The 19,615-nt window shown below is 41.1% G+C and carries 17 protein-coding genes, 2 tRNA genes and 1 riboswitch; of the genes, 2 read left to right on the top strand and 17 right to left on the bottom strand.

Features of this window, described 5'->3' with window-relative positions; translation table 11 throughout:
* Nucleotide 1: 1 nt before the first annotated feature.
* The gene (locus BMZ41_RS03460) at nt 2–1,141 is read right to left on the bottom strand and encodes a glucose-1-phosphate adenylyltransferase (protein ID WP_090170918.1); all 1,140 of its coding nucleotides are present in this window, start codon (nt 1,139–1,141) and stop codon (nt 2–4) included.
* A 286-nt stretch (nt 1,142–1,427) separates the two neighbouring features.
* On the opposite strand from BMZ41_RS03460, the gene BMZ41_RS03455 reads away from it, so the two are divergent.
* Nucleotides 1,428–1,499, top strand: a tRNA-Glu gene (locus BMZ41_RS03455).
* A gap of 80 nt (nt 1,500–1,579) precedes the next feature.
* Here BMZ41_RS03455 and BMZ41_RS03450 read toward each other — a convergent pair.
* The 13 genes from BMZ41_RS03450 to ribD form a co-directional block, all read right to left on the bottom strand.
* Nucleotides 1,580–2,050, bottom strand: coding sequence for an NUDIX hydrolase (locus BMZ41_RS03450; protein ID WP_090160881.1), 471 nt, complete (start codon nt 2,048–2,050; stop codon nt 1,580–1,582).
* 31 nt (nt 2,051–2,081) lie between these two features.
* A complete protein-coding gene (locus BMZ41_RS03445) occupies nt 2,082–3,314 on the bottom strand; it encodes an AGE family epimerase/isomerase (protein WP_090526910.1) in 1,233 nt (410 codons plus the stop codon).
* A gap of 32 nt (nt 3,315–3,346) precedes the next feature.
* Nucleotides 3,347–4,147, bottom strand: a complete 801-nt coding sequence (locus BMZ41_RS03440) for a Cof-type HAD-IIB family hydrolase (RefSeq protein WP_090526908.1) — start codon at nt 4,145–4,147, stop codon at nt 3,347–3,349.
* Between the two features lie 112 nt (nt 4,148–4,259).
* The gene (locus tag BMZ41_RS03435; protein WP_090526906.1) at nt 4,260–5,402 is read right to left on the bottom strand and encodes a substrate-binding domain-containing protein; all 1,143 of its coding nucleotides are present in this window, start codon (nt 5,400–5,402) and stop codon (nt 4,260–4,262) included.
* Nucleotides 5,403–5,495: 93 nt separating this feature from the next.
* Complete coding sequence (locus BMZ41_RS03430; RefSeq protein WP_090171268.1) at nt 5,496–6,722, bottom strand: sugar ABC transporter permease; 1,227 nt, start codon at nt 6,720–6,722, stop codon at nt 5,496–5,498.
* Nucleotides 6,723–6,794: 72 nt separating this feature from the next.
* Nucleotides 6,795–8,333, bottom strand: a complete 1,539-nt coding sequence (locus BMZ41_RS03425) for an ATP-binding cassette domain-containing protein (RefSeq protein ID WP_090171271.1) — start codon at nt 8,331–8,333, stop codon at nt 6,795–6,797.
* Nucleotides 8,334–8,371: 38 nt separating this feature from the next.
* Nucleotides 8,372–9,589 (bottom strand): ROK family transcriptional regulator, encoded by a 1,218-nt coding sequence (locus tag BMZ41_RS03420; protein WP_090526905.1) that lies wholly within the window; start codon nt 9,587–9,589, stop codon nt 8,372–8,374.
* Between the two features lie 491 nt (nt 9,590–10,080).
* The gene (xylB, locus tag BMZ41_RS03415; RefSeq protein WP_090526903.1) at nt 10,081–11,538 is read right to left on the bottom strand and encodes a xylulokinase; all 1,458 of its coding nucleotides are present in this window, start codon (nt 11,536–11,538) and stop codon (nt 10,081–10,083) included.
* A 119-nt stretch (nt 11,539–11,657) separates the two neighbouring features.
* Nucleotides 11,658–13,142 (bottom strand): L-fucose/L-arabinose isomerase family protein, encoded by a 1,485-nt coding sequence (locus BMZ41_RS03410; protein ID WP_090526901.1) that lies wholly within the window; start codon nt 13,140–13,142, stop codon nt 11,658–11,660.
* A gap of 168 nt (nt 13,143–13,310) precedes the next feature.
* Nucleotides 13,311–13,775: a 6,7-dimethyl-8-ribityllumazine synthase gene (gene ribH, locus BMZ41_RS03405; protein WP_090171286.1), complete on the bottom strand. Its 465-nt coding sequence runs from the start codon at nt 13,773–13,775 to the stop codon at nt 13,311–13,313.
* Nucleotides 13,776–13,797: 22 nt separating this feature from the next.
* Nucleotides 13,798–15,003: a bifunctional 3,4-dihydroxy-2-butanone-4-phosphate synthase/GTP cyclohydrolase II gene (locus tag BMZ41_RS03400; RefSeq protein ID WP_090526899.1), complete on the bottom strand. Its 1,206-nt coding sequence runs from the start codon at nt 15,001–15,003 to the stop codon at nt 13,798–13,800.
* Nucleotides 14,964–15,596 (bottom strand): riboflavin synthase, encoded by a 633-nt coding sequence (gene ribE, locus BMZ41_RS03395; RefSeq protein WP_090171293.1) that lies wholly within the window; start codon nt 15,594–15,596, stop codon nt 14,964–14,966. The genes BMZ41_RS03400 and ribE overlap by 40 nt, the downstream gene beginning before the upstream one ends.
* Complete coding sequence (gene ribD / locus BMZ41_RS03390; protein ID WP_090526897.1) at nt 15,596–16,684, bottom strand: bifunctional diaminohydroxyphosphoribosylaminopyrimidine deaminase/5-amino-6-(5-phosphoribosylamino)uracil reductase RibD; 1,089 nt, start codon at nt 16,682–16,684, stop codon at nt 15,596–15,598. The genes ribE and ribD overlap by 1 nt, the downstream gene beginning before the upstream one ends.
* Nucleotides 16,685–16,806: 122 nt before the next feature.
* Nucleotides 16,807–16,921: riboswitch (FMN riboswitch) on the bottom strand.
* Nucleotides 16,922–17,065: 144 nt separating this feature from the next.
* Between ribD and BMZ41_RS03385 the strand changes: the two genes are divergently transcribed.
* Nucleotides 17,066–17,138 (top strand) — tRNA-Lys (locus BMZ41_RS03385).
* A 93-nt stretch (nt 17,139–17,231) separates the two neighbouring features.
* On the opposite strand, the gene BMZ41_RS03380 is transcribed toward BMZ41_RS03385, so the two are convergent.
* The 3 genes from BMZ41_RS03380 to BMZ41_RS03370 are packed head-to-tail and all read right to left on the bottom strand — an operon-like array spanning nt 17,232 to nt 19,507.
* Nucleotides 17,232–18,059 (bottom strand): AraC family transcriptional regulator, encoded by an 828-nt coding sequence (locus BMZ41_RS03380; protein WP_090171299.1) that lies wholly within the window; start codon nt 18,057–18,059, stop codon nt 17,232–17,234.
* On the bottom strand, nt 18,060–18,812 hold the full coding sequence (locus BMZ41_RS03375) for a GNAT family N-acetyltransferase (RefSeq protein WP_090171302.1): 753 nt from the start codon (nt 18,810–18,812) through the stop codon (nt 18,060–18,062).
* A complete protein-coding gene (locus BMZ41_RS03370) occupies nt 18,812–19,507 on the bottom strand; it encodes a zinc metallopeptidase (RefSeq protein WP_090171305.1) in 696 nt (231 codons plus the stop codon). The genes BMZ41_RS03375 and BMZ41_RS03370 overlap by 1 nt, the downstream gene beginning before the upstream one ends.
* Between the last annotated feature and the right edge of the window lie 108 nt (nt 19,508–19,615).

Below are 19,615 nucleotides of genomic sequence, written 5' to 3'. Positions count from 1 at the left end.
TTTAATCCTCCCCCTTTACATTTTTTGCCACCAGAAGGATTTCTTCACTCTTCTTTTCTCCTACCTTTGCATTCTTGCCAATGCGAACATTCTCTGCAACAAGAGCTCTTGTAACTACAGCTCCCTCTTCCACAATAGCACCTGGCATCAAAACAGAATCGATAACCTTTGCTCCAGGAGCAATCTTACAGTTTGTAAATATAACTGAACGCTGTACCGTTCCACCTACTGCTGCACCCTGATTGATATATGCCCCATCAATCTTGGCTGTTGATGCAATGTACTGAGGAGTAATTCCCGTGTCTTCTGTATAAATCTTCCATGAAGTATCGTCCAAATCCAGCTCGTTATCGCTATCAAGAAGATCCATATTTGCTTCCCAAAGGGAATCAATAGTTCCTACATCTTTCCAGTAGCCCGAGAACTCATAGGCGCAAAGCTTCTTTCCATCATTCAGCATAATAGGAATAATATCCTTACCAAAATCATGATCAGAATCTGGATTCTTCATATCTTCTACAAGAAGCTTACGAAGTGTCTTCCATGTAAAAATATAGATACCCATTGAAGCAAGGTTACTCTTTGGCTTCGCTGGCTTTTCCTCGAACTCGATGATACGACCATTGCCATCAGTATTCATAATACCAAAACGGCTTGCCTCTCTTATTGGAACACCGCGAACTGCAATTGTTGCATCCGCTCCCTGCTCCTTATGATATCTAAGCATCTTGTCATAATTCATCTTGTAAATGTGATCACCTGAAAGAATAAGAATATACTCTGGGTCATAGGCATCTACAAAATCAATGTTCTGAGAAATGGCATCCGCTGTTCCTCTGTAAACATCAAGTCCTGAATCAGCTCTCTCTCTTGGAGTCAAAACAAATACGCCACTGTCCTTTGTATCAAGTCCCCATCTACCGCCTGCGGCAACATAGCTGTTCAACAAAACAGACTCGTACTGAGTAAGAACTCCAACAATGTCAATTCCTGAATTTGCACAATTACTAAGTGGAAAATCGATGATGCGGTATTTACCGCCATAAGAAACTGCAGGTTTGGCAACCTTACTGGTCAGTTCGTGAAGACGACTGCCACGGCCACCTGCTAAAATCATAGCTAGCATATTGGTCTGAGCCATATATTATTCCTCCCTCGACAAATAATAACATTACATTCTCTTAATTAATATTCTAATAGTTTTGCACAAAAGTCGCAACAAAAATAATATATTTATTGTGAAAATTTACAGATAAATTTAGCGCAATTTGATTTAGCTTTTTATGATGTGGTATTGCTGAGTATTGTCATACTTTTCAAATTATTCTGAATATAAAAAAATAGTAATTTTTCTATTGACGAATGGATAAAACCATAGTAATATATGTCTTGTCGCTGAGGCAAACACCTAAACGACAAACAAATATGGTTCCTTGGTCAAGCGGTTAAGACGTCGCCCTCTCACGGCGAAAACAGCGGTTCGATTCCGCTAGGAACTGCTAAAGCATCGCAATAGCGATGCTTTTTTGTATCTAAAAATGGACTTCCCAAAACAGGGAAGCCCACTCACTTTTCTATATTAATCTACAGTCACTTCCATCTTTCCATTCTTCCAGTCAAGAATTGGTCTGGCATCAGGTGTGAATAAATTATCTACTGGAATATCCTCGCGGTTGAAAAAGCGATGTTCCAACACCTCAGAATCCTCATCAGAAATGGTTCCTGTATAAGTATCAGTAATAAAGATAACAGATAACGAATAAACCACATCCTTATTTGGATATGTTATTACTCTGTCTTCTCCAGAATACAGTCCAAATAATCTAAGGTTATCCACATGAATTCCTACTTCTTCAAACAGCTCTCTTTTCGCTGCCTGCTCGTAAGTCTCATATGCATCTAATGCGCCTCCTGGCACACACCATTCTCCAGTATCACTTCTCTTCTGAAGAAGCACCTGTCCCTTATCATTTTCTATTAAGACACCACAGCCTACTCCTATAAGCAAATCATGTCCTACGTATTTACGAAGTTTTCCTATGTAATCCATTTTATGTCTCCTTTTATTTTTCTAGTAAGTATTATCTAGTCCTGCTTAAAGCTGTTGCAATTGAAACACCTACCATCTCATTATATGGAATCATTGTAGCTTGTAGGGCATGATAAATATCACATTTGCCCGGCCACACTGTGTCCAGAAGTTTGTTGTTCTGGTCCAGCTGATGGAACCAGGAACCAGTCTCATGGTCAAAAACATACTTATCTAGATATTCCATAAATGCAGCGTAGTCTTCCTTATACTTTTCATTTCCTGTCACTCTGAACAAAACTGCAGAAGTATTAATTGCCTCAGCAAGTGTCCAATGCATTCTGTCATGTACAATTGGCTTGCCATCCCATCCAGTGGTGTAGCAGATACCAGGTGCGCCGTCCACGTTCCAGCCATCTTCTATGGCGCGATTGTATAGTTTTTCAGCTATCTTTACATAATCTGACACATTTTCATTGTTAATTCCATAGGTAGAAATAGCCCACTGTACTATAAGCCTTGCCCACTCTATGCCATGGCCTGGTGTAGCACCATATGGTTTGAAGCAATCATCAGGCTTATCCTTATTGCACTCTAAATCAGGTATCCAGTCACTTGTAAAATGCTCAGGAATTCTGTACTCATTGTCGCGAGCCCATCCGATTACAAAATTTATAATTCTCCCAGCGCGGATTCGATAGTTTTCATCCTCCAGCGCATCTGCCACTGCAAGAAATGCTTCCACGGAGTGCATGTTTGCATTCATACCACGGTATTCGTCAAGCTTTGTAAACTCAGTGTTCCAGGTGTCAACTGAAAGACCTCGCTCACCTTCCCAGAAATGTGCATCATAAGCTGCAATAGCCGATTTGAGCAATTCCTTTGTCTTTGGTCGCTTTGCAAGATATGCAGACGTAGCCGCCAGAATAACAAATGCATGTGCATAGCACTGCTTATTAGGGAGAATCTCGCCATCAGCAGTAATACCAGCATACCATCCTCCATGGTCCTCATCATAAAGCTCGCCAAACAAACCTTTCAATGCAGCATCAGCCAATGCCTCGCTGCCTTCATGCCCCAGCATCACTCCAAGAGAATACACATGAGCCATTCTGCTTGTAATCCAGGTCTCACGCGGTCTATCCTTCCATGGCGTGCCATCATCTCCTAAATAATAAGAGCCTCCACCAGGGGATGGAAACTGATGTCCAAAGGACAGCAGACTGTTTCTCATCTCTCTGACAAAGGCTTTGTTTTCAGGTGTATCAAGTTGGTATTTTCCCATAGTAGATATCCCCCTTATCCACTGATGCTGAATTAATCTAGTAACCCTATCTTTTTTAATGCTTGAAAAACCCCTTCTTCGTCGTTGCTCGAAGTGATGTTAAAATCGGCTTTCATATCCTCTGGAGCATTTTCCATCAAAAATGGTGTGCCGACAGTTTTTAACATCTCAATATCATTATAATGGTCTCCGAAGGCGACTGCATCATTTTTATTAATATTTAATTTCTCGCAAAACATTTCTACTGCAATTCCCTTGTTTACTCCCTTTTCCATCACCTCAAGGAGGATATCAGATGACTTAACAATAGAAAGGGATGGATATTTTTTCTTGAGAAACGCTTCAATTTCATCTGTCTCATCAGGGTTGCACATACAAAGGAATTTACCTATTTCCATACCATTTGGAATATCATCCACGGTGCCTTTTGTGGACTGAACCTCAACGATATTTTCCTCTTTGATGACTCTCTCATCGGATTTGTCATTTACAATCCAATCGTCCATGGTATACACATTCCATGTACAATCCCAGCCTTCTTCCGTAATAGCCTTTATCAGGCTCGAAACAGTAGGCTTGCTGATACCTTTCGAAAAGATAATTTCTCCATCCTCTCCTAAAATCAATGCACCACTGTAGCAAATAATAGGAGCTACAAAATTATATCTTCGAAAAATAGGATAAACTCCAGAAGGTCCTCTGGCTGTCACTATGACAAACGGAATGCCCTGACGCTTCAAATTCTTTATGGCATTTTCGGTGTTTTCTGACATCCTATGGTCACTGTTAAGCAGTGTGCCATCGATGTCGCTAAATACTATTTTGTAATTCATGCTGTCTCCATTTATCTATTAATTAAATAGTTCTACAGGAAAATTATAGGCCCCTAAAAGATAAAGGGGCAGGACTATAAAAATCCTGCCCCTAAATTATAACCTAAAAATATTATTTCAAAAGCTCTAATCTTGAAGGGTCGTTAGCAAATACTTCCTTTGCGTTGTCTTTTGTTACAACTACTGGTGGTAATTCGTAAATACGAACATTCTTAACACCATTGTCTACCTCTACATCTGTTGCAGGCATACCGTTGCCAGCCTTAAGAGAATCGATGATTTCGATTGTCTTAGCTACAAGGTCGTTTGTTGGCTTTGCAACTGTAGAGTACTGACGTCCTGACCATACCCATTCAACTGACTCGTTCTCAGCATCAAGACCTGATACTACAGGAATGTCCTGACCAGCATTCTCACATGATGTGATGATTGCACGAGCGATACCATCGTTAGGTGAAAGAACACCATCGATTTCCTTGTCTGAGTAGTTACCTGCAAGAAGTGAATCCATTCTTGACTGTGCCTTAGCATTGTCCCAATCAACAGTAGCACACTGTGTGAAATCTGTCTGACCAGATACAACTACAAGTGTTCCATCGTCAATCTTTGGCTGTAATACTGACATAGCACCTGTGAAGAAGTTTGGAGCATTAGGATCAGCAGGACCACCACCGAAAAGCTCGATGTTGTAAGGAGCCTCACCCTTCTTCTCCTCAAGACCCTGTAAAAGAGCCTGAGCCTGAAGCTCTCCAGTCTTTACAGAACCAAACTGTACTACACCATCAACACCTGATGTGTTCTCAAGAAGACGGTCATAACCGATTACATATACTCCAGCTTCCTTTGCCTGCTCAAGTACAGAACCAAGCTGAGAGCCATCAACAGGACCTACAACGATAACCTTTGCACCATTCTCAATCATGGACTCAATCTGCTGTTGCTGCTGAGTAACCTTCTGGTCAGCTGCCTGAACGATTGGCTTATAACCAGCTTCCTCAAGCTGTGCTGTAAACATTTCCTCAGCCTCTTTCCAGTTCTGAGTTCCAAGCCATGGAAGAGAAACACCAATTGTTGCTCCATCTTCGAAACCTGGGAAAGACTCCTCGGCTGTAGTCTCAGTTGTTTCTGTTGTTTCTGTAGTCTCGGCAGCTGTATCTGTTGTAGCAGCCCCCTCTCTACTTCCCCCACATCCGGTGAATGTAGCAAGTGCCATTGTTGCTACCATTGCCATAGATAAAAGTGTTCTTTTTTTCATTAAATACATCCTCCTTCTTTAATGCACTATTGTGCACCTTTGTTATATTTAAGGCCCGTGTTTTCCACAGCCATGCCTTCATTTATAAACCTTTTATTTTGTGGTTTTCTTAGCTTCATTTCCACCAAATAATCTTCCAATGATTGATGCCTTGCCTGTCTTCTTGTTGTAAACATCAAATGCTACTGCTGCAAGAAGTACAAAGCCCTTGATAACCTGAGTCTTATCAGCACCAACACCCATAAGCATCAGTCCATTGTTAAGAACTGCCATTACCATACCACCGACGATAGTAGCAAGGATTGTACCAACACCACCTGATACTGCTGCACCACCGATGAATACAGAAGCGATAGCATCCATCTCCCATGAAGTACCATCTGCTGGACCTGCTGCTGTTGAACGTCCTACGAAAAGGATACCTGCAACTGCTGCAAGGAATGACATGTTCATCATTGTAAGGAAATAAGTTCTCTTTACATTTACACCAGATAAAGCTGCTGCCGCCTTGTTACCACCAACAGCATATACGTGGCGACCAAACTTTGTACGCTGTGTAATGATGTGGTAAATGATTGTTAAAAGTAAAAGTATAAGGCCTGGTACTGGGAATGATGTTCCAACTCGTCCTGAACCAAAAAGGTATGTAAAATATCCGATAAGCACAGTCATAAGTGCGATTCTTGTTACTACAGCCCAAAGTGGGGTTACACCAACCGGGGAGGTCTTTGAGCGATTGTATTTACGAATCTGGCCAACTGCGAAACATACAATTCCAATAAGTCCAAGAACGAGTGTAGAATTGTTCATTCCTGTAAATGAAGGACCCCATTCGGGTAAGTATCCAGCGCCGAACCACTTAAGCTCTTCTGGAGCTGGAACTGAAATTGAACGAGAAATCCAAATTACACCACCACGGAAAATCATCATGCCACCAAGTGTTGTGATGAAGCCTGGTATTCCAAGCTGTGACAGGAAGAAACCATGCCAAGCACCAGCTAAAATACCAATAGCAAGAGCAATAAGAACCGCTACCCACCAAGGTACATTGTAGTTTTTAGCCACCAGTGCCATTACCATTCCGGCGAAGCCCGCCACAGAACCGACTGACAAATCAATTTGACCAATTACGATTACCATAAGCATTCCAAGTGCAAGCACAAGGACATATGCATTACCAGATAAAAGATTCTGGAAGTTTGATGATGTAAGCATTCTTCCATCTGAAATAACATTAAAAATAAGTATCAATAAGCCTAACGCAACTACCATTGTGTATTGGCGAAGATCTCCGCCCAATACCTGTTTTATATATTTCATAAATTTATCCTTCCTTTCAAAATACCAAACATCTATGACTTTTTCGATTTTTCTGAGTTATAATTCTAAGCTTTAAGAGTTTGATGTGATTGTCATCTTCTTCATTAAGCCTTCCTGATTTGCTTCATAGCTCATCATCTCACCAGTGATTGTGCCCTCGAAAATTGTGTAAATTCTATCTGCCATTCCAAGAAGCTCTGGAAGCTCTGAAGAAACAAGAATTACTGCCTTTCCCTGATCTGCCAACTGATGAATCAGCTTGTAGATTTCGTATTTTGCACCTACATCAATTCCTCGTGTAGGCTCATCCAAAATCAAAATATCAGGCTCGGTAAACATCCATTTTGAAAGGACTACCTTTTGCTGATTTCCACCTGAAAGAGTTGTAACTCCAACATCAATACTTGATGTTTTTATCTTGAGTGATTTTCTGTATTCCTCGGCAGCTGACTGCTCCATATCAGGACTTAAAAGACCACCCTTTGTTATCTTATCAAGGTCAGCTGAAACCACTGTTTTTCTGATTGAGTCAAGCAGATTCAGACCTAAGTTTTTTCTATCCTCTGGAACGTAAGCAATACCATTTTTGATTGCCTGCTCAACTGAATTAAGGGTCACCTCACGGCCCTTTATCTTTATAGAACCACCTCTGTAGATTCCATAATTTTTACCAAATATAGAACGCATCAGCTCTGTTCTGCCTGCACCCATAAGGCCTGCAAATCCTACGATTTCACCAGCCCTTACATTGAAGCTTGAGTTCTTGCAAACCATTCTGCCTGCAACCTCTGGATCCTCAATGCACCAGTTTTTTACCTCGAAAATAATATCGCCAATCTTTGGCTCATGCTCTGGATATCTGTTTTCGATTGAACGACCAACCATAGATTTAATGATTTGATCCTCATCAACCTTACCAGCCTCCACATCGTAGCTTTCCACTGTGTGTCCATCTCGGATAACTGTTACCGCATCAGATACCTCGGCAATTTCGTTTAATTTGTGGGAAATCATGATACAGGTGATTCCCTTATCTCTAAGTCCCTTCATCAGCTCTAAAAGATTTGCTGAATCTGCTTCATTTAATGCTGATGTTGGCTCATCCAAAATCAAAAGCTTTACATTTTTTGATAAGGCCTTTGCAATTTCCACCAGCTGCTGCTGACCAACACCAAGATGTTTAATTAATGTATCTGGGTTAATTGTAAGACCTACTTTTTTGAGAATTTCGCTTGTTCTTGCTCTCTCCTCTGCCCAATTTATCAATCCCTTATGAGTAATTTCATTTCCCATGAAAATATTCTCTGTGATTGAAAGCTCAGGAATCATTGTCAATTCCTGATGAATAATTGCAATACCTGCATGCTCGGATTCTTTGATGTTTTTGAATTTCATTTCCTGGCCCATATATATGATTTTCCCATCGTAGGTACCATATGGGTAAACACCTGACAGAACCTTCATCAGCGTGGATTTTCCTGCTCCATTTTCACCGCATATTGCGTGAATGGAACCTGTGTGAACATTGAGATTTACATCATCCAACGCTCGTACACCTGGAAATTCTTTCGTAATCCCTTGCATCTGAAGGATATAAGAATTGCGTTCCATAGTTAATACTTCCTCCCTTTTATTACCTAAAACAAGCTCTATTTTCTAACTAGATACTCGCTTGGTTTCCTAAGCATTTTGTCAGTTGCTATCGCAGCTGCACCGTAAAGTGTAGGGTCGATTGTAAGCTCTGATATTTTTATCTGCACCCTACTGCTAATTTCTGGTAAAATCCTCTCCTTCACAATCCTGTTTATTGTTGGAAGCATTAGATTTCCCCCTTGTGAAATGCTGTCACCAATGACTATAATTTCTGGATCATAACAATTAATTAAAGTCACACATCCATAGCCTATGTACTCAGCTATTTCATCTACCAATTTGAGAGCTTTTTCATTACCCTCCTTTGCAGCAATAAAAACTTTATTGCATGCTTCCCATCTATTTGTAATTTCCTCCTGAAAAATTTCAGGAAGAAGCTTTTTGGCTTTCTTCAGCATGGCTGTTGCTGAACAATACAGCTCCAAACAGCCTCTGTTACCACACTCACAGGCTGGTCCCTTTACATCTATACTGACGTGTCCTATCTCACTTGCTACCCCTAAATTTCCAAGCAGCAATCTGTCGTGATCAACTATCCCTGAACCAACTCCCTCTCCCACAAGGAAGTAGGTAAGTGAATTTAATGGTCTTCCATGATTTCCAAACCACCATTCAGCAAGTGCACCCGCATTAGCATCCTGCTCGATAAAAAATGGCTTATCAAATTCGTTTTGGAACTCATCTATAAAATTTACATCATGCCAGCTTGGCATCCTTGTTACCATGGCTATTCGACCTTCTTTTCTTAAATAAGGCCCAGGTACTGCCATTCCAATTGCAACAATGTTTTTGTATTTATTAAGCAGTTCATGAATTTGTTTTTTCATTTCAGCTAAAACATCTTCTGCAAATTCATCTAAACCAAATTCTGTTTCCTGCTTCGTGTAATTTTTTCCACAAATATCAAAAACCCCGATTGAAAAAACGTGCCTTGAAAACTTTACCCCAACAACCAAGTTCTTTTCGGCATTTAGTCTGAGTCCGATAGAGCGACGATTGCCGTTTCCCCTGACAAAGCCCACCTCGGAAACAATTCCCATTTCAATTAGAACTGCAACTATTTTTGTGACAGATGCTTGTGTTAGGCCTGTCATTTTTGCTATATCTGCCCTCGAGCATCCATCAGTCTGCTGGAGTATTCTAACAATAGCTGAACGATTCATCTCCACTAAATCGTTTGTATTGTTCCCCGCTACCTCTTTTATTTTATCCATACCTTCTCTCCAGAAATTGTATTTCAAGAGTTAATTACTTAACGTTGTTAATACATTAATTCATGAGTGTACTCTGGTCAATATAATTGCTAAAATTATTTGATTTTTGTAAATCTTAGTGATTTTTCCGTTGAATATTTTGTAAAAAGCACACAATTTTCAATGTTTTGCGACATTATGTGAGTATTTTCAGTCAACCTAATCATCATTTAGGGGATTTTGAGGGTTTTAGCAGATGGTTATTTGAGCGTTTTAATCAAAGATAATCAACAAAATGCTCAATTAGTATTATTTTGCTATTGCGATAGCAAAATTGTGCTATTGACTTTTCCACACAAAACTAGATTTTTTTTGGAGGGCTCAAGTACGTAAGATTTTTTCTGCTAAGATTTTTAATGAAATTTATTTAGAAAAAAAAGATTCTGCGTCTGACTGTTTGCAGGCACAGAACCTTTTATACTAGAATTCTATTTTGATTTACACTTTTAAAATTAGAATAAGCTCTTTACTGTTGGGTAAAGCTTCTTGAACTCCTGATATCTTTCTTCGTATTTACGAATTAATTCTGGTTCAGGCTCAACTGTTGTCTTAACCTTTACAAGCTTGTCGCAAGCCTCTTCAACTGATGCGTACTCTCCGCATCCAACTGCTGCAAGGATAGCACCACCAAGACCTGGGCCTTCCTCGTTCTCAAGGATATCAAGCTTAAGATTCATAACTGAAGCGATAATCTGCTGCCATAATGGAGACTTAGCACCACCACCACAAATCTTAGAGCGCTCAATCTTAATGCCCTGGCTACGTGCTACCTCAAGTGAATCACGAAGGCCAAAAGCAACCCCTTCAAGAACTGCCTGTGTCATATCCTCACGTGTAGTATCCATTGACATTCCGATGAACATAGCACGTGCATCTGGGTTGTTGTGTGGGCTACGCTCTCCCATAAGGTATGGAAGATAGAATACACGGTTCTCGCCAAGCTTCTTGATACCAGCCTGCTCTGCTGGGTAATCCTTTGTCTTGAGGATTTCATCCATCCACCACTTGTTGCAAGATGCAGCTGAAAGCATACATCCCATAAGATGATACCCACCATCAGCATGGTCAAATGAGTGAAGTGCGTTTGCAGGGTCTACTGTAAAGTTCTTGCTAGAGATGAAGATTGTACCAGATGTACCAATTGAAAGGTTGCATTTGCCCTCTCCAACTGTACCTGTACCAACAGCTGCTGCAGCGTTGTCGCCAGCACCTGCGATAATCTTAACATCATTTGTAAAACCAAGCTCTGCAGCTACTTCTGGCTTGATTGTACCAACTACTTCGTAGCTCTCATAAAGCTTTGGAAGCTGAGACTCAGAAACCTTGCAGATATCCATCATCTCTTTGCTCCAGCAGCGATTCTTAACATCTAAAAGAAGCATACCACTGGCATCTGAATAATCTGTACAGAAGCTTCCAGAAAGCTTGTAAGCAATGTAATCCTTAGGAAGCATAATCTTTGCAACCTTTGCCCAAAGATCTGGCTCATTTTCCTGCATCCAAAGAATCTTTGGAGCTGTAAAACCAGCGAAAGCAATATTTGCTGTGTACTCAGAGAGCTTATCCTTTCCAATTACATTATTAAGATATTCTGTCTCCTTACCTGTACGACCATCATTCCAAAGAATAGCTGGGCGGATTACATTGTCATCTGCATCAAGTGTTACAAGACCATGCATCTGACCACCAAATGAAATACCAGCAACCTTTGTCTTATCTACCTCTGAAGTAAGCTCCTTGATACCAGCTACTACCTGAGTCCACCAATCTTCTGGCTTCTGCTCAGACCAGCCTGGATGTGGGAAGCTGAGGGCATATTCTTTTGATACGATTTTCTCGATTTTTCCGTTACCTTCCATAAGAAGAAGTTTTACAGCGGAAGTACCAAGATCAACACCAATGTAATACATAATATAATTCTCCTATATTTTTAAACGGGAAAGCGCACCCATTGTGATTCCCTTCGGGAAAGAGGGTGCGCTGTGGCAATAAGAAATCTTCCCAGCAAAGCTGGGCCCCTTCTTATATGCTATTTCCAAGGGTTCTCTGTTGGATATCTTACGCCTGCTGGCTGGTTGTATCCGATTTCGTCAACATCTACTCCGATGTACTTGAATACCTCGAAGAGTGACTTTCCGTAGTGACCGAATGCAACAGCTCCGTGATGTGGGAATCCCTTCTCGATTAACCAGTGACGGTAGAAGCGTCCCATCTCAGGGATTGCGAATACACCGATTGAACCAAATGACTTTGTGCGAACATCAAGAACTTCACCCTGTGCAATGTAAGCGCGAAGCTTGTTGTCAGCTGTAGACTGAAGTCTGTAGAATGTGATTTCACCTGGAGCGATATCACCTTCAAGTGTTCCGTTTGTAACCTCTACAGGAAGTGCACGAGCCATAATCTTCTGGTTTCTCATCTCGCAGAATGCAAGCTTTCTAGAGCATGTATTTCCGCAGTGGAATCCCATGAATGTATCCTCAAGTGTGTAATCTGTCTTACCCTTGATTTCCTCATTGTACATATCCTTTGGTACTGAGTTGTTGATATCGAGAAGTGTTACAACATCCTCTGATACAACTGTTCCGATGAACTCTGAAAGACATCCATAGATATCAACCTCGCATGAAACAGGGATTCCTTCACCTGTAAGACGTGAGTTTACATAGCAAGGAACGAAACCAAACTGTGTCTGGAATGCAGGCCAGCACTTGCCAGCGATTGCTACGTATTTACGATATCCCTTGTGATCACGTACCCAATCCTTAAGTGTAAGCTCATACTGAGCGAGCTTCTCAAGAACCTCTGGCTTCTTGTTACCAGCGCCAAGCTCCTTCTCCATATCTGCAACAACCTCTGGGATACGGCTATCACCAGCATGCTTATTGAAGGCTTCGAAAAGATCAAGCTCTGAGTTCTCCTCGATTTCAACACCAAGGTTGTAAAGCTGCTTGATTGGTGCATTACAAGCAAGGAAGTTCATTGGTCTTGGACCAAAGCTGATAATCTTAAGATCTGAAAGTGCGATTACGGCACGAGCGATTGGCTCGAAGTCGTGAATCATATCTGCACAATCCTCAGCATCTCCTACTGGATACTCTGGGATATAAGCCTTTACATTGCGAAGCTGAAGGTTGTAAGATGCGTTAAGCATACCGCAGTAAGCATCTCCTCTACCATCGAGAAGGCTGTTGCCTGACTCCTCAGCTGCTGCACAGAACATCTTAGGTCCGTCAAAGTGCTTAGCAAGAAGTGTCTCAGAGATTTCTGGACCAAAGTTTCCAAGGTATACGCAAAGAGCGTTACATCCAGCCTTCTTGATATCCTCAAGAGCCTGTACCATGTGGATCTCACTCTCAACGATACATACTGGACACTCATAGATATGCTCTGCGCCGTACTTCTTTGTATATGCAGCGATAAGTGCCTTTCTTCTGTCTACTGATAAGCTTTCTGGAAAGCAGTCACGGGAAACTGCTACTACACCAATTTTTACATTTGGCATGTTATTCATTGTCATTACCCTCCTTAATACTACCGGCTTCCTTTTACATAAAAATAAAAGCCTCTAAAACGTTTATTTTGTATGATTATAATATCAGACAAAAAATTTTAGAGACTTTTAAAAATTTACTACGTGATGGAATTTTTTTGACCTTCTTTTGTTGATTATGTCAAAAATTTACTTCATTTCACGGATAAGATTGACCATTTCGATAGCTCCCTGAGCGCATTCAAAGCCTTTATTACCAGCTTTTGTGCCTGCTCGCTCAACAGCTTGCTCGATAGTATCTGTAGTAAGAACTCCAAACATTACAGGGATTCCTGCATTCATACTTACCTGCGCCACCCCCTTTGAAACCTCAGAACATACATAATCATAGTGAGAGGTTGCACCGCGGATTACTGCACCAAGACAGATTACAGCGTCATATTTTTTACTCTCTGCCATCTTCTTTGCAATAAGTGGAATCTCAAATGCTCCTGGTACCCATGCCACATCAATGTCCTCTTCCTTTACATTTTCACGCTTAAGACCATCGATGGCTCCGCCTAATAATTTTGATGTGATGAACTCATTAAAACGAGCCACAACAATACCTACCTTCACACCTTCAGAAACTAATTTTCCTTCGTAAACTTTCATTATCATTATCTCCTTCTTTTATTTATGCATCTTTTACTTCTAATATATGACCCATTCTTGCTTTCTTTGTCTTCAGATAGAACACATCATATTTATTTGCTTCTATTTCAATAGGCACTCTCTTGGAAATCTCCATACCATAATCTGATAACTGGTAAACCTTGTCAGGATTGTTTGTGAGAAGTTCCAGCGAGCGAATTCCAAGGTCACGTAAAATCTGTGCACCTGTGTAGTACTCTCTTAAATCTCCAGGGAACCCTAGTGCAATGTTTGCATCTAAAGTATCCATTCCCTCATCCTGAAGCTTGTAGGCCTTTAGTTTATTCACAAGACCGATGCCACGTCCTTCCTGTCTCATATAAAGAAGCACGCCGCGTCCATTTTTTGCTATGGCCTTCATGGCTGCGTCAAACTGCTGACCACAGTCACATCTCATAGAACCAAACACATCACCTGTGAGACACTCCGAATGAACACGACAAAGTACATCCTTTCCATCTGTAATATCTCCCATAACAAGAGCCACGTGATGCTCACCATTAAGCTTGTTGATATAGCAGTGTGCCATGAACTCGCCATAACGTGTAGGCATCTTCGCTATAGAAACACACTCCACCAGCTTGTCATAGACCTTTCGGTATTCCACAAGCTCAGGAATTGTAATAAAGGTTATCCCCATATCCTCTGCAAGTTTGCGCAGCGCCTCGCCACGCATCATGGTGCCATCCTCTGCCATAATCTCACAGCAAAGACCACACTCCTTCAGGCCTGCCAGCTTCATCAAATCCACTGTAGCTTCCGTATGACCTGGACGCTCAATCACGCCACCTGCTTTGGCCACCAAAGGAAACATGTGCCCTGGTCGTCTGAACTCCAGAGGACTCACGTCATCCTTCACACAGCTTCTTGCTGTAAGTCCGCGTTCTGCTGCAGATATACCTGTGGTTGTATCTACATGATCAATGGATACCGTAAATGCGGTTTCGTGATTATCCGTGTTGTGACTTACCATAGGTGGAAGTGCCAGCTTATAAGCAAGCTCCTCACTCATTGGCATACAGATAAGACCTCTTCCCACTGATGCCATAAGGTTTACATTTTCCGTGGTGGCAAACTCAGCGGCACAGATAAAATCTCCTTCGTTCTCTCGGCCCTCATCATCCATAACCATGATGACCTTGCCATTTTTTAAATCATCAATAGCTCTTTCAATCGACTCTCTTCGCATTTTTCTTCCCTTCCTAAAAACTTCTTTATGTATTTTCCAACCACATCATTTTCCAGATTTACGATGTCTCCGATTTTTTTATGACCTAAAACTGTCTCCTTTAAGGTGTGTGGTATGATACTTACTTTAAAGCTGTCACGGCTTACGCCCGCCACAGTCAGGCTGATACCATCTATAGTGATGGAGCCCTTTTCAACTATTCCATCAAGAATTTTCACGTCCGTCTTAATCTCAAACCAGACTGCGTTGCCATCCTGTCTTATATTTTTTATAATGCCCGTACCATCGATATGACCACTTACTATGTGTCCTCCAAATCGTCCATTTGCAGCCATAGCTCTTTCCAAATCTACTGGGCTTCCAACAGTAAGCGAACCTAGGCTGGAACGTGAAAAAGTCTCATTCATCACATCAGCGGAAAAACTGTTTGCACTATACTCCACCACAGTCAGGCACACCCCATTTACAGCAATACTATCTCCCATATGGATATCCTCAAGGATTCTGCTGCAATTTATGGTAATTCGCTGCTGCCTCCCGCCTCTTTCGATTCTTTGAACCTTTCCCAGCTCTTCAACTATTCCAGTAAACATTAGTAAATAACCTCATTTTCTATGATCAAATCTTCTCCTGCCCAAACAGTCTCGATAGGATTCAGACGAATGGCATCATTTATATTTTCAATTCCAAGTCCTTCCACAGGTGATTTGCTGTTTCCTCCGAAAATCTTTGGAGCCATATGGACATGAATCTCATCTACAATCTTGCTTTCCAAGGCACTGTAGTTCAGCGTTCCGCCTCCCTCTAGAAGTACGCTGTCTATACCCATTTCTCCCAGTCTTTCCATCAGGATGTTTAAATCAATTCCATTTTCTGCCTGAGGAATATTAATTACCTTACAACCATTTTTCTTATACTCAGCAACCTTCTTCTTATCACATGATGATGTAGCAATTATCGTCTCGATTTCATCTGCGGTTTTTACCACCTTTGATGTTAATGGAGTTCGTAAATGCGAATCACAAATAATTCTCACCGGATTCTTTGCTGGTTCCTCAAGCCTGCAATCAAGACCAGGATCATCCATTATTACAGTAGAAACTCCCACCATAATTCCCGACAGATTCTTCCTGAGCCTGTGAACATTTTCTCTCGCCTCATCGCCAGTTATCCACTTTGATTCTCCTGTCACCGTGGCTATCTTTCCATCAGCTGTCATCGCATATTTCATAACTACGTAAGGACGTTTTGAAACCATGTATTTATTGAACACACGATTCAGCTTTTTACATTCTTTCTCAAGCAATCCCACTTCCACTTTGATACCATATTCCATGAGAATCTTGGCACCTTTACCAGCCACTACAGGATTAACATCAAGGGTGCCAATAACTACTCGTGTAATACCACTTTCAATAATGGCCTCTGTGCAAGGAGGCGTCTTACCATAGTGACAACATGGCTCCAATGTGACATACATTGTGGCTCCCTCAGGAAACTCAGAACAATCTCCCAACGCATTTCGCTCTGCATGTAAATCACCATATTTTCTGTGGTAGCCTTCACCAATAATCTTCCCATTCTTGACGATTACAGCTCCCACCATTGGATTCGGATTTACGAATCCAGCACCAAGCTTTGCAAGCATAATCGCACGCTGCATGAATTCTTTGTCTTCCATTCTTTTCCTCCATTAAAAAAGGCCTTGAAAAAATTTCAAGGCCCAATATAGTTCATCCCTATAACTAAGAAAGCTCTGAGACTATAAAATAATCTCAGAGCATATACGTTCCACAAATAAACTACCATCTTCTTTCATCCAGACTATACTGTCGGCTTCGGAATCACACCGAATCATGCCTTGCGGCTCGTGGGCTATACCACCGGTAGGGAATCTCACCCTGCCCTGAAGATACTATTCAATTGAGTAAATACTACGACACCTTATGGTCGATGTCAAGAATCACAAAAAATTTAATTTTTTTTCAAATTAGGGGTTGCAAAATTTTAAAAACCTTATATAATAATTATCGTTGCTGTTGAAAAACAGCTTTACATATAAGCGCGACTAGCTCAGCTGGCAGAGCACCTGACTCTTAATCAGGGTGTCCAGGGTTCGAACCCCTGGTCGCGCATTCAAGCATCAAGTTTTACTTGGTGCTTTTTTGTGCCCAAAATATCAAAAAAGAACAGCCTCAAAATGAAGCTGCTCTGTCATGATCCTCTATTTAGTTGTTCTTTCTGTACTCACTTGGAAGTACTCCATATTTCTCCCTAAAAGCATTTGAAAATGCCTTTGAATTAGGAAATCCATTACCAAGGGCGATATCAACAATCTGTCCTCCTGTCTCCTCAAGCTCACGAACTGCATGCTCCAAACGGATGCCAAGAAGGTAATCCTTGAAATTAATACCCGCATGCTTCTGGAACATACGAGACAGATAAGATGGTGAATAGTTAAACTGATCTGCCATCAACTCAAGTGAAAGAGGCTCTGCATAATGATCCTTCATGTATCTTGTAATGCTGGAAAGCTTCTTTAACTGTTTATTACTCTTTACTATTTCCTCGTTAACATTGAACTTACGATACTTGGTAACAAGGATATACAAAAGCTCGTAGTATAAACTAAGCACCTGAAGCTTATTGCCCTCTTCTCCATTTGTATAAATAAGATACATCTCCTGAAGAAGGGTGAAAACACGGTGATCAGATTCCCTGTCGCCGTGAGAGAACCAAATAAACTGTTCATCTGTAAAATATTCCGCAAAAGTATCTTGCGGTATCTGAAGCACCACTGTTTTATTAGGGTTTGGTGCTAAAATACTGTGTACCTCATTGCTGTTTACAATAACAAATTCACCGTTACTAAGTGGGAATTTCTTGTCATGAAGTGTGAAATCAAGCTTGCCCTCCCATACTGCGAAAATCTCAATCGAACGATGCCAATGCTTGTCACGAATATAATTGCCACTTGCTCCCTCAAATGAAAAAAGCTTGAAAGGAAGCCCCGCATCAGTGACTACTACCTCGTGCTGATAATCCTTTAAATCCATCTAACATATCTCCATAAAATACCTGCAGTCTCCATCTTCCTGATAATACTGGAAGCTGAATCCCAATTTCTCTAATAACCTTCTGCTTGCTTTGTTTTCAGGGTCACATCTGGCTATGAGACTTTTCATGCCATATTCCTCCCTTGCAAGCTGAACTATTTTCGAGCAAACCTCGTAGGCTAGCCCCTGCTTCCAACGGTCTGAGGCAATGCAAAACCCTAACTCTGCCTGACCATCTTCTGTGCAAGTCTCCCTTATCTCGATTCCTGCTCTACCAATTAGTCCATTCGTAATTTTATCATAAATCAGCCACATTCCAAAGCCATATAGCTTATAAATATAGTCGATATAATTCTGCTCATATGCCTTCTCTGCCTCATAATCAAAAAGCGGTTCCATATAATCAGTCATTCCCGGCTTATTGTAAAGAGCCACCAAGTCATCCAAATCTTCCATAGAAAACTCTCTTATGTATGTACGGGCGGTCTCACCTATATCCCAGGGAATACCAGCGCACCTGCGGTAGATATTTTCAAAGACTTCATCGTCAACCTCATCTACTTCAAGTAAAAGATGTTCACACTTTAGCCCTGTAATATCATCGTGCTCATAACCTGCCACCGGAATACCATTGGCAATGCACTCATCAAGAACAGCCTGGCTATCCGAGAGTACAAGAACCCCTTGCGGATAGTCAGGCTGTAATTCACCTAGCTTATTAACTTTGATAGTGCTCTTAAGATAAGTTGTCACTAATCTCTTCTCCTGCCGTTAACGATGTAAACCAATCTGAGCAACTGAAGAATTGTAGCAAACAATGCTGCAACATATGTAAGAGCTGCTGCCTTTAATACCTTTGTAGCTCCTGCATGCTCTTCGCCCTCTAAAATATGATCCTGATCTAAAATACGAAGTGCTCGAGCGCTGGCATCAAACTCTACAGGTAGTGTTATCAACTGAAAAGCCACAACAAATGTGAATAAAAAGATTCCAAGCTGAGCAAGTGGTGTATAACCAATCAAAAGACCAATCAGAATAACTGGCCATGAAATCCATGAACCAATATTTGCAAGTGGCACTGATGCTGAGCGAAGCTTAAGTGGTGCATATCCCTCCTGATGCTGAATAGCATGTCCACACTCATGGGCTGCTACACCAAGGGCAGCTACGCTTGTCTGACCATAAACTGCATCTGAAAGACGAAGCACCTTTTCATTTGGAGAATAATGGTCAGTAAGATTACCTCTGATTCTCTCGATTCTTACATCATAAATACCTGCTGCATGTAAGATGTGCTCTGCCACCTCGTTGGAGGTGATTCCTCTATAATTTCTGAGCTTGCTGTACTTTGCATAGGTTCTCCTAACATTTAAAGAAGCAAGTCCGCTGATTGCAGCTCCAATTAGTACTAAGATAATTGTCCAATCATAACCATATCCGTAATACATCTGCATCCTCCTAAATAAAGAATATTTATCTTTCTTTAGTATAATTGTTTGTAGCTCAGATTACTAATAAAATAAGTATAAAAAATTTATAAAAAGGCTCCCGGCAAT

The organism is Pseudobutyrivibrio sp. UC1225 (assembly GCF_900115215.1).
Classification (GTDB): domain Bacteria; phylum Bacillota; class Clostridia; order Lachnospirales; family Lachnospiraceae; genus Pseudobutyrivibrio.
The sequence above is the reverse complement of the archived record's forward strand: the minus strand, read 5'-3'. Positions and strand labels throughout refer to the sequence as shown.

Coding starts and splice junctions, on each gene's coding strand:
- BMZ41_RS03400 (WP_090526899.1), bottom strand. CDS start 15,003: ATGCGAAGAGAGTCGATTGAAAGAGCTATTGATGATTTAAAAAATGGC.
- ribH (WP_090171286.1), bottom strand. CDS start 13,775: ATGAAAGTTTACGAAGGAAAATTAGTTTCTGAAGGTGTGAAGGTAGGT.
- BMZ41_RS03445 (WP_090526910.1), bottom strand. CDS start 3,314: ATGGGAAAATACCAACTTGATACACCTGAAAACAAAGCCTTTGTCAGA.
- BMZ41_RS03430 (WP_090171268.1), bottom strand. CDS start 6,722: ATGAAATATATAAAACAGGTATTGGGCGGAGATCTTCGCCAATACACA.
- xylB (WP_090526903.1), bottom strand. CDS start 11,538: ATGTATTACATTGGTGTTGATCTTGGTACTTCCGCTGTAAAACTTCTT.
- BMZ41_RS03425 (WP_090171271.1), bottom strand. CDS start 8,333: ATGGAACGCAATTCTTATATCCTTCAGATGCAAGGGATTACGAAAGAA.
- BMZ41_RS03410 (WP_090526901.1), bottom strand. CDS start 13,142: ATGAATAACATGCCAAATGTAAAAATTGGTGTAGTAGCAGTTTCCCGT.
- BMZ41_RS03370 (WP_090171305.1), bottom strand. CDS start 19,507: ATGTATTACGGATATGGTTATGATTGGACAATTATCTTAGTACTAATT.
- BMZ41_RS03450 (WP_090160881.1), bottom strand. CDS start 2,050: ATGGATTACATAGGAAAACTTCGTAAATACGTAGGACATGATTTGCTT.
- BMZ41_RS03380 (WP_090171299.1), bottom strand. CDS start 18,059: ATGGATTTAAAGGATTATCAGCACGAGGTAGTAGTCACTGATGCGGGG.
- BMZ41_RS03440 (WP_090526908.1), bottom strand. CDS start 4,147: ATGAATTACAAAATAGTATTTAGCGACATCGATGGCACACTGCTTAAC.
- BMZ41_RS03420 (WP_090526905.1), bottom strand. CDS start 9,589: ATGGATAAAATAAAAGAGGTAGCGGGGAACAATACAAACGATTTAGTG.
- BMZ41_RS03460 (WP_090170918.1), bottom strand. CDS start 1,141: ATGGCTCAGACCAATATGCTAGCTATGATTTTAGCAGGTGGCCGTGGC.
- ribE (WP_090171293.1), bottom strand. CDS start 15,596: ATGTTTACTGGAATAGTTGAAGAGCTGGGAAAGGTTCAAAGAATCGAA.
- ribD (WP_090526897.1), bottom strand. CDS start 16,684: ATGGAAGACAAAGAATTCATGCAGCGTGCGATTATGCTTGCAAAGCTT.
- BMZ41_RS03435 (WP_090526906.1), bottom strand. CDS start 5,402: ATGAAAAAAAGAACACTTTTATCTATGGCAATGGTAGCAACAATGGCA.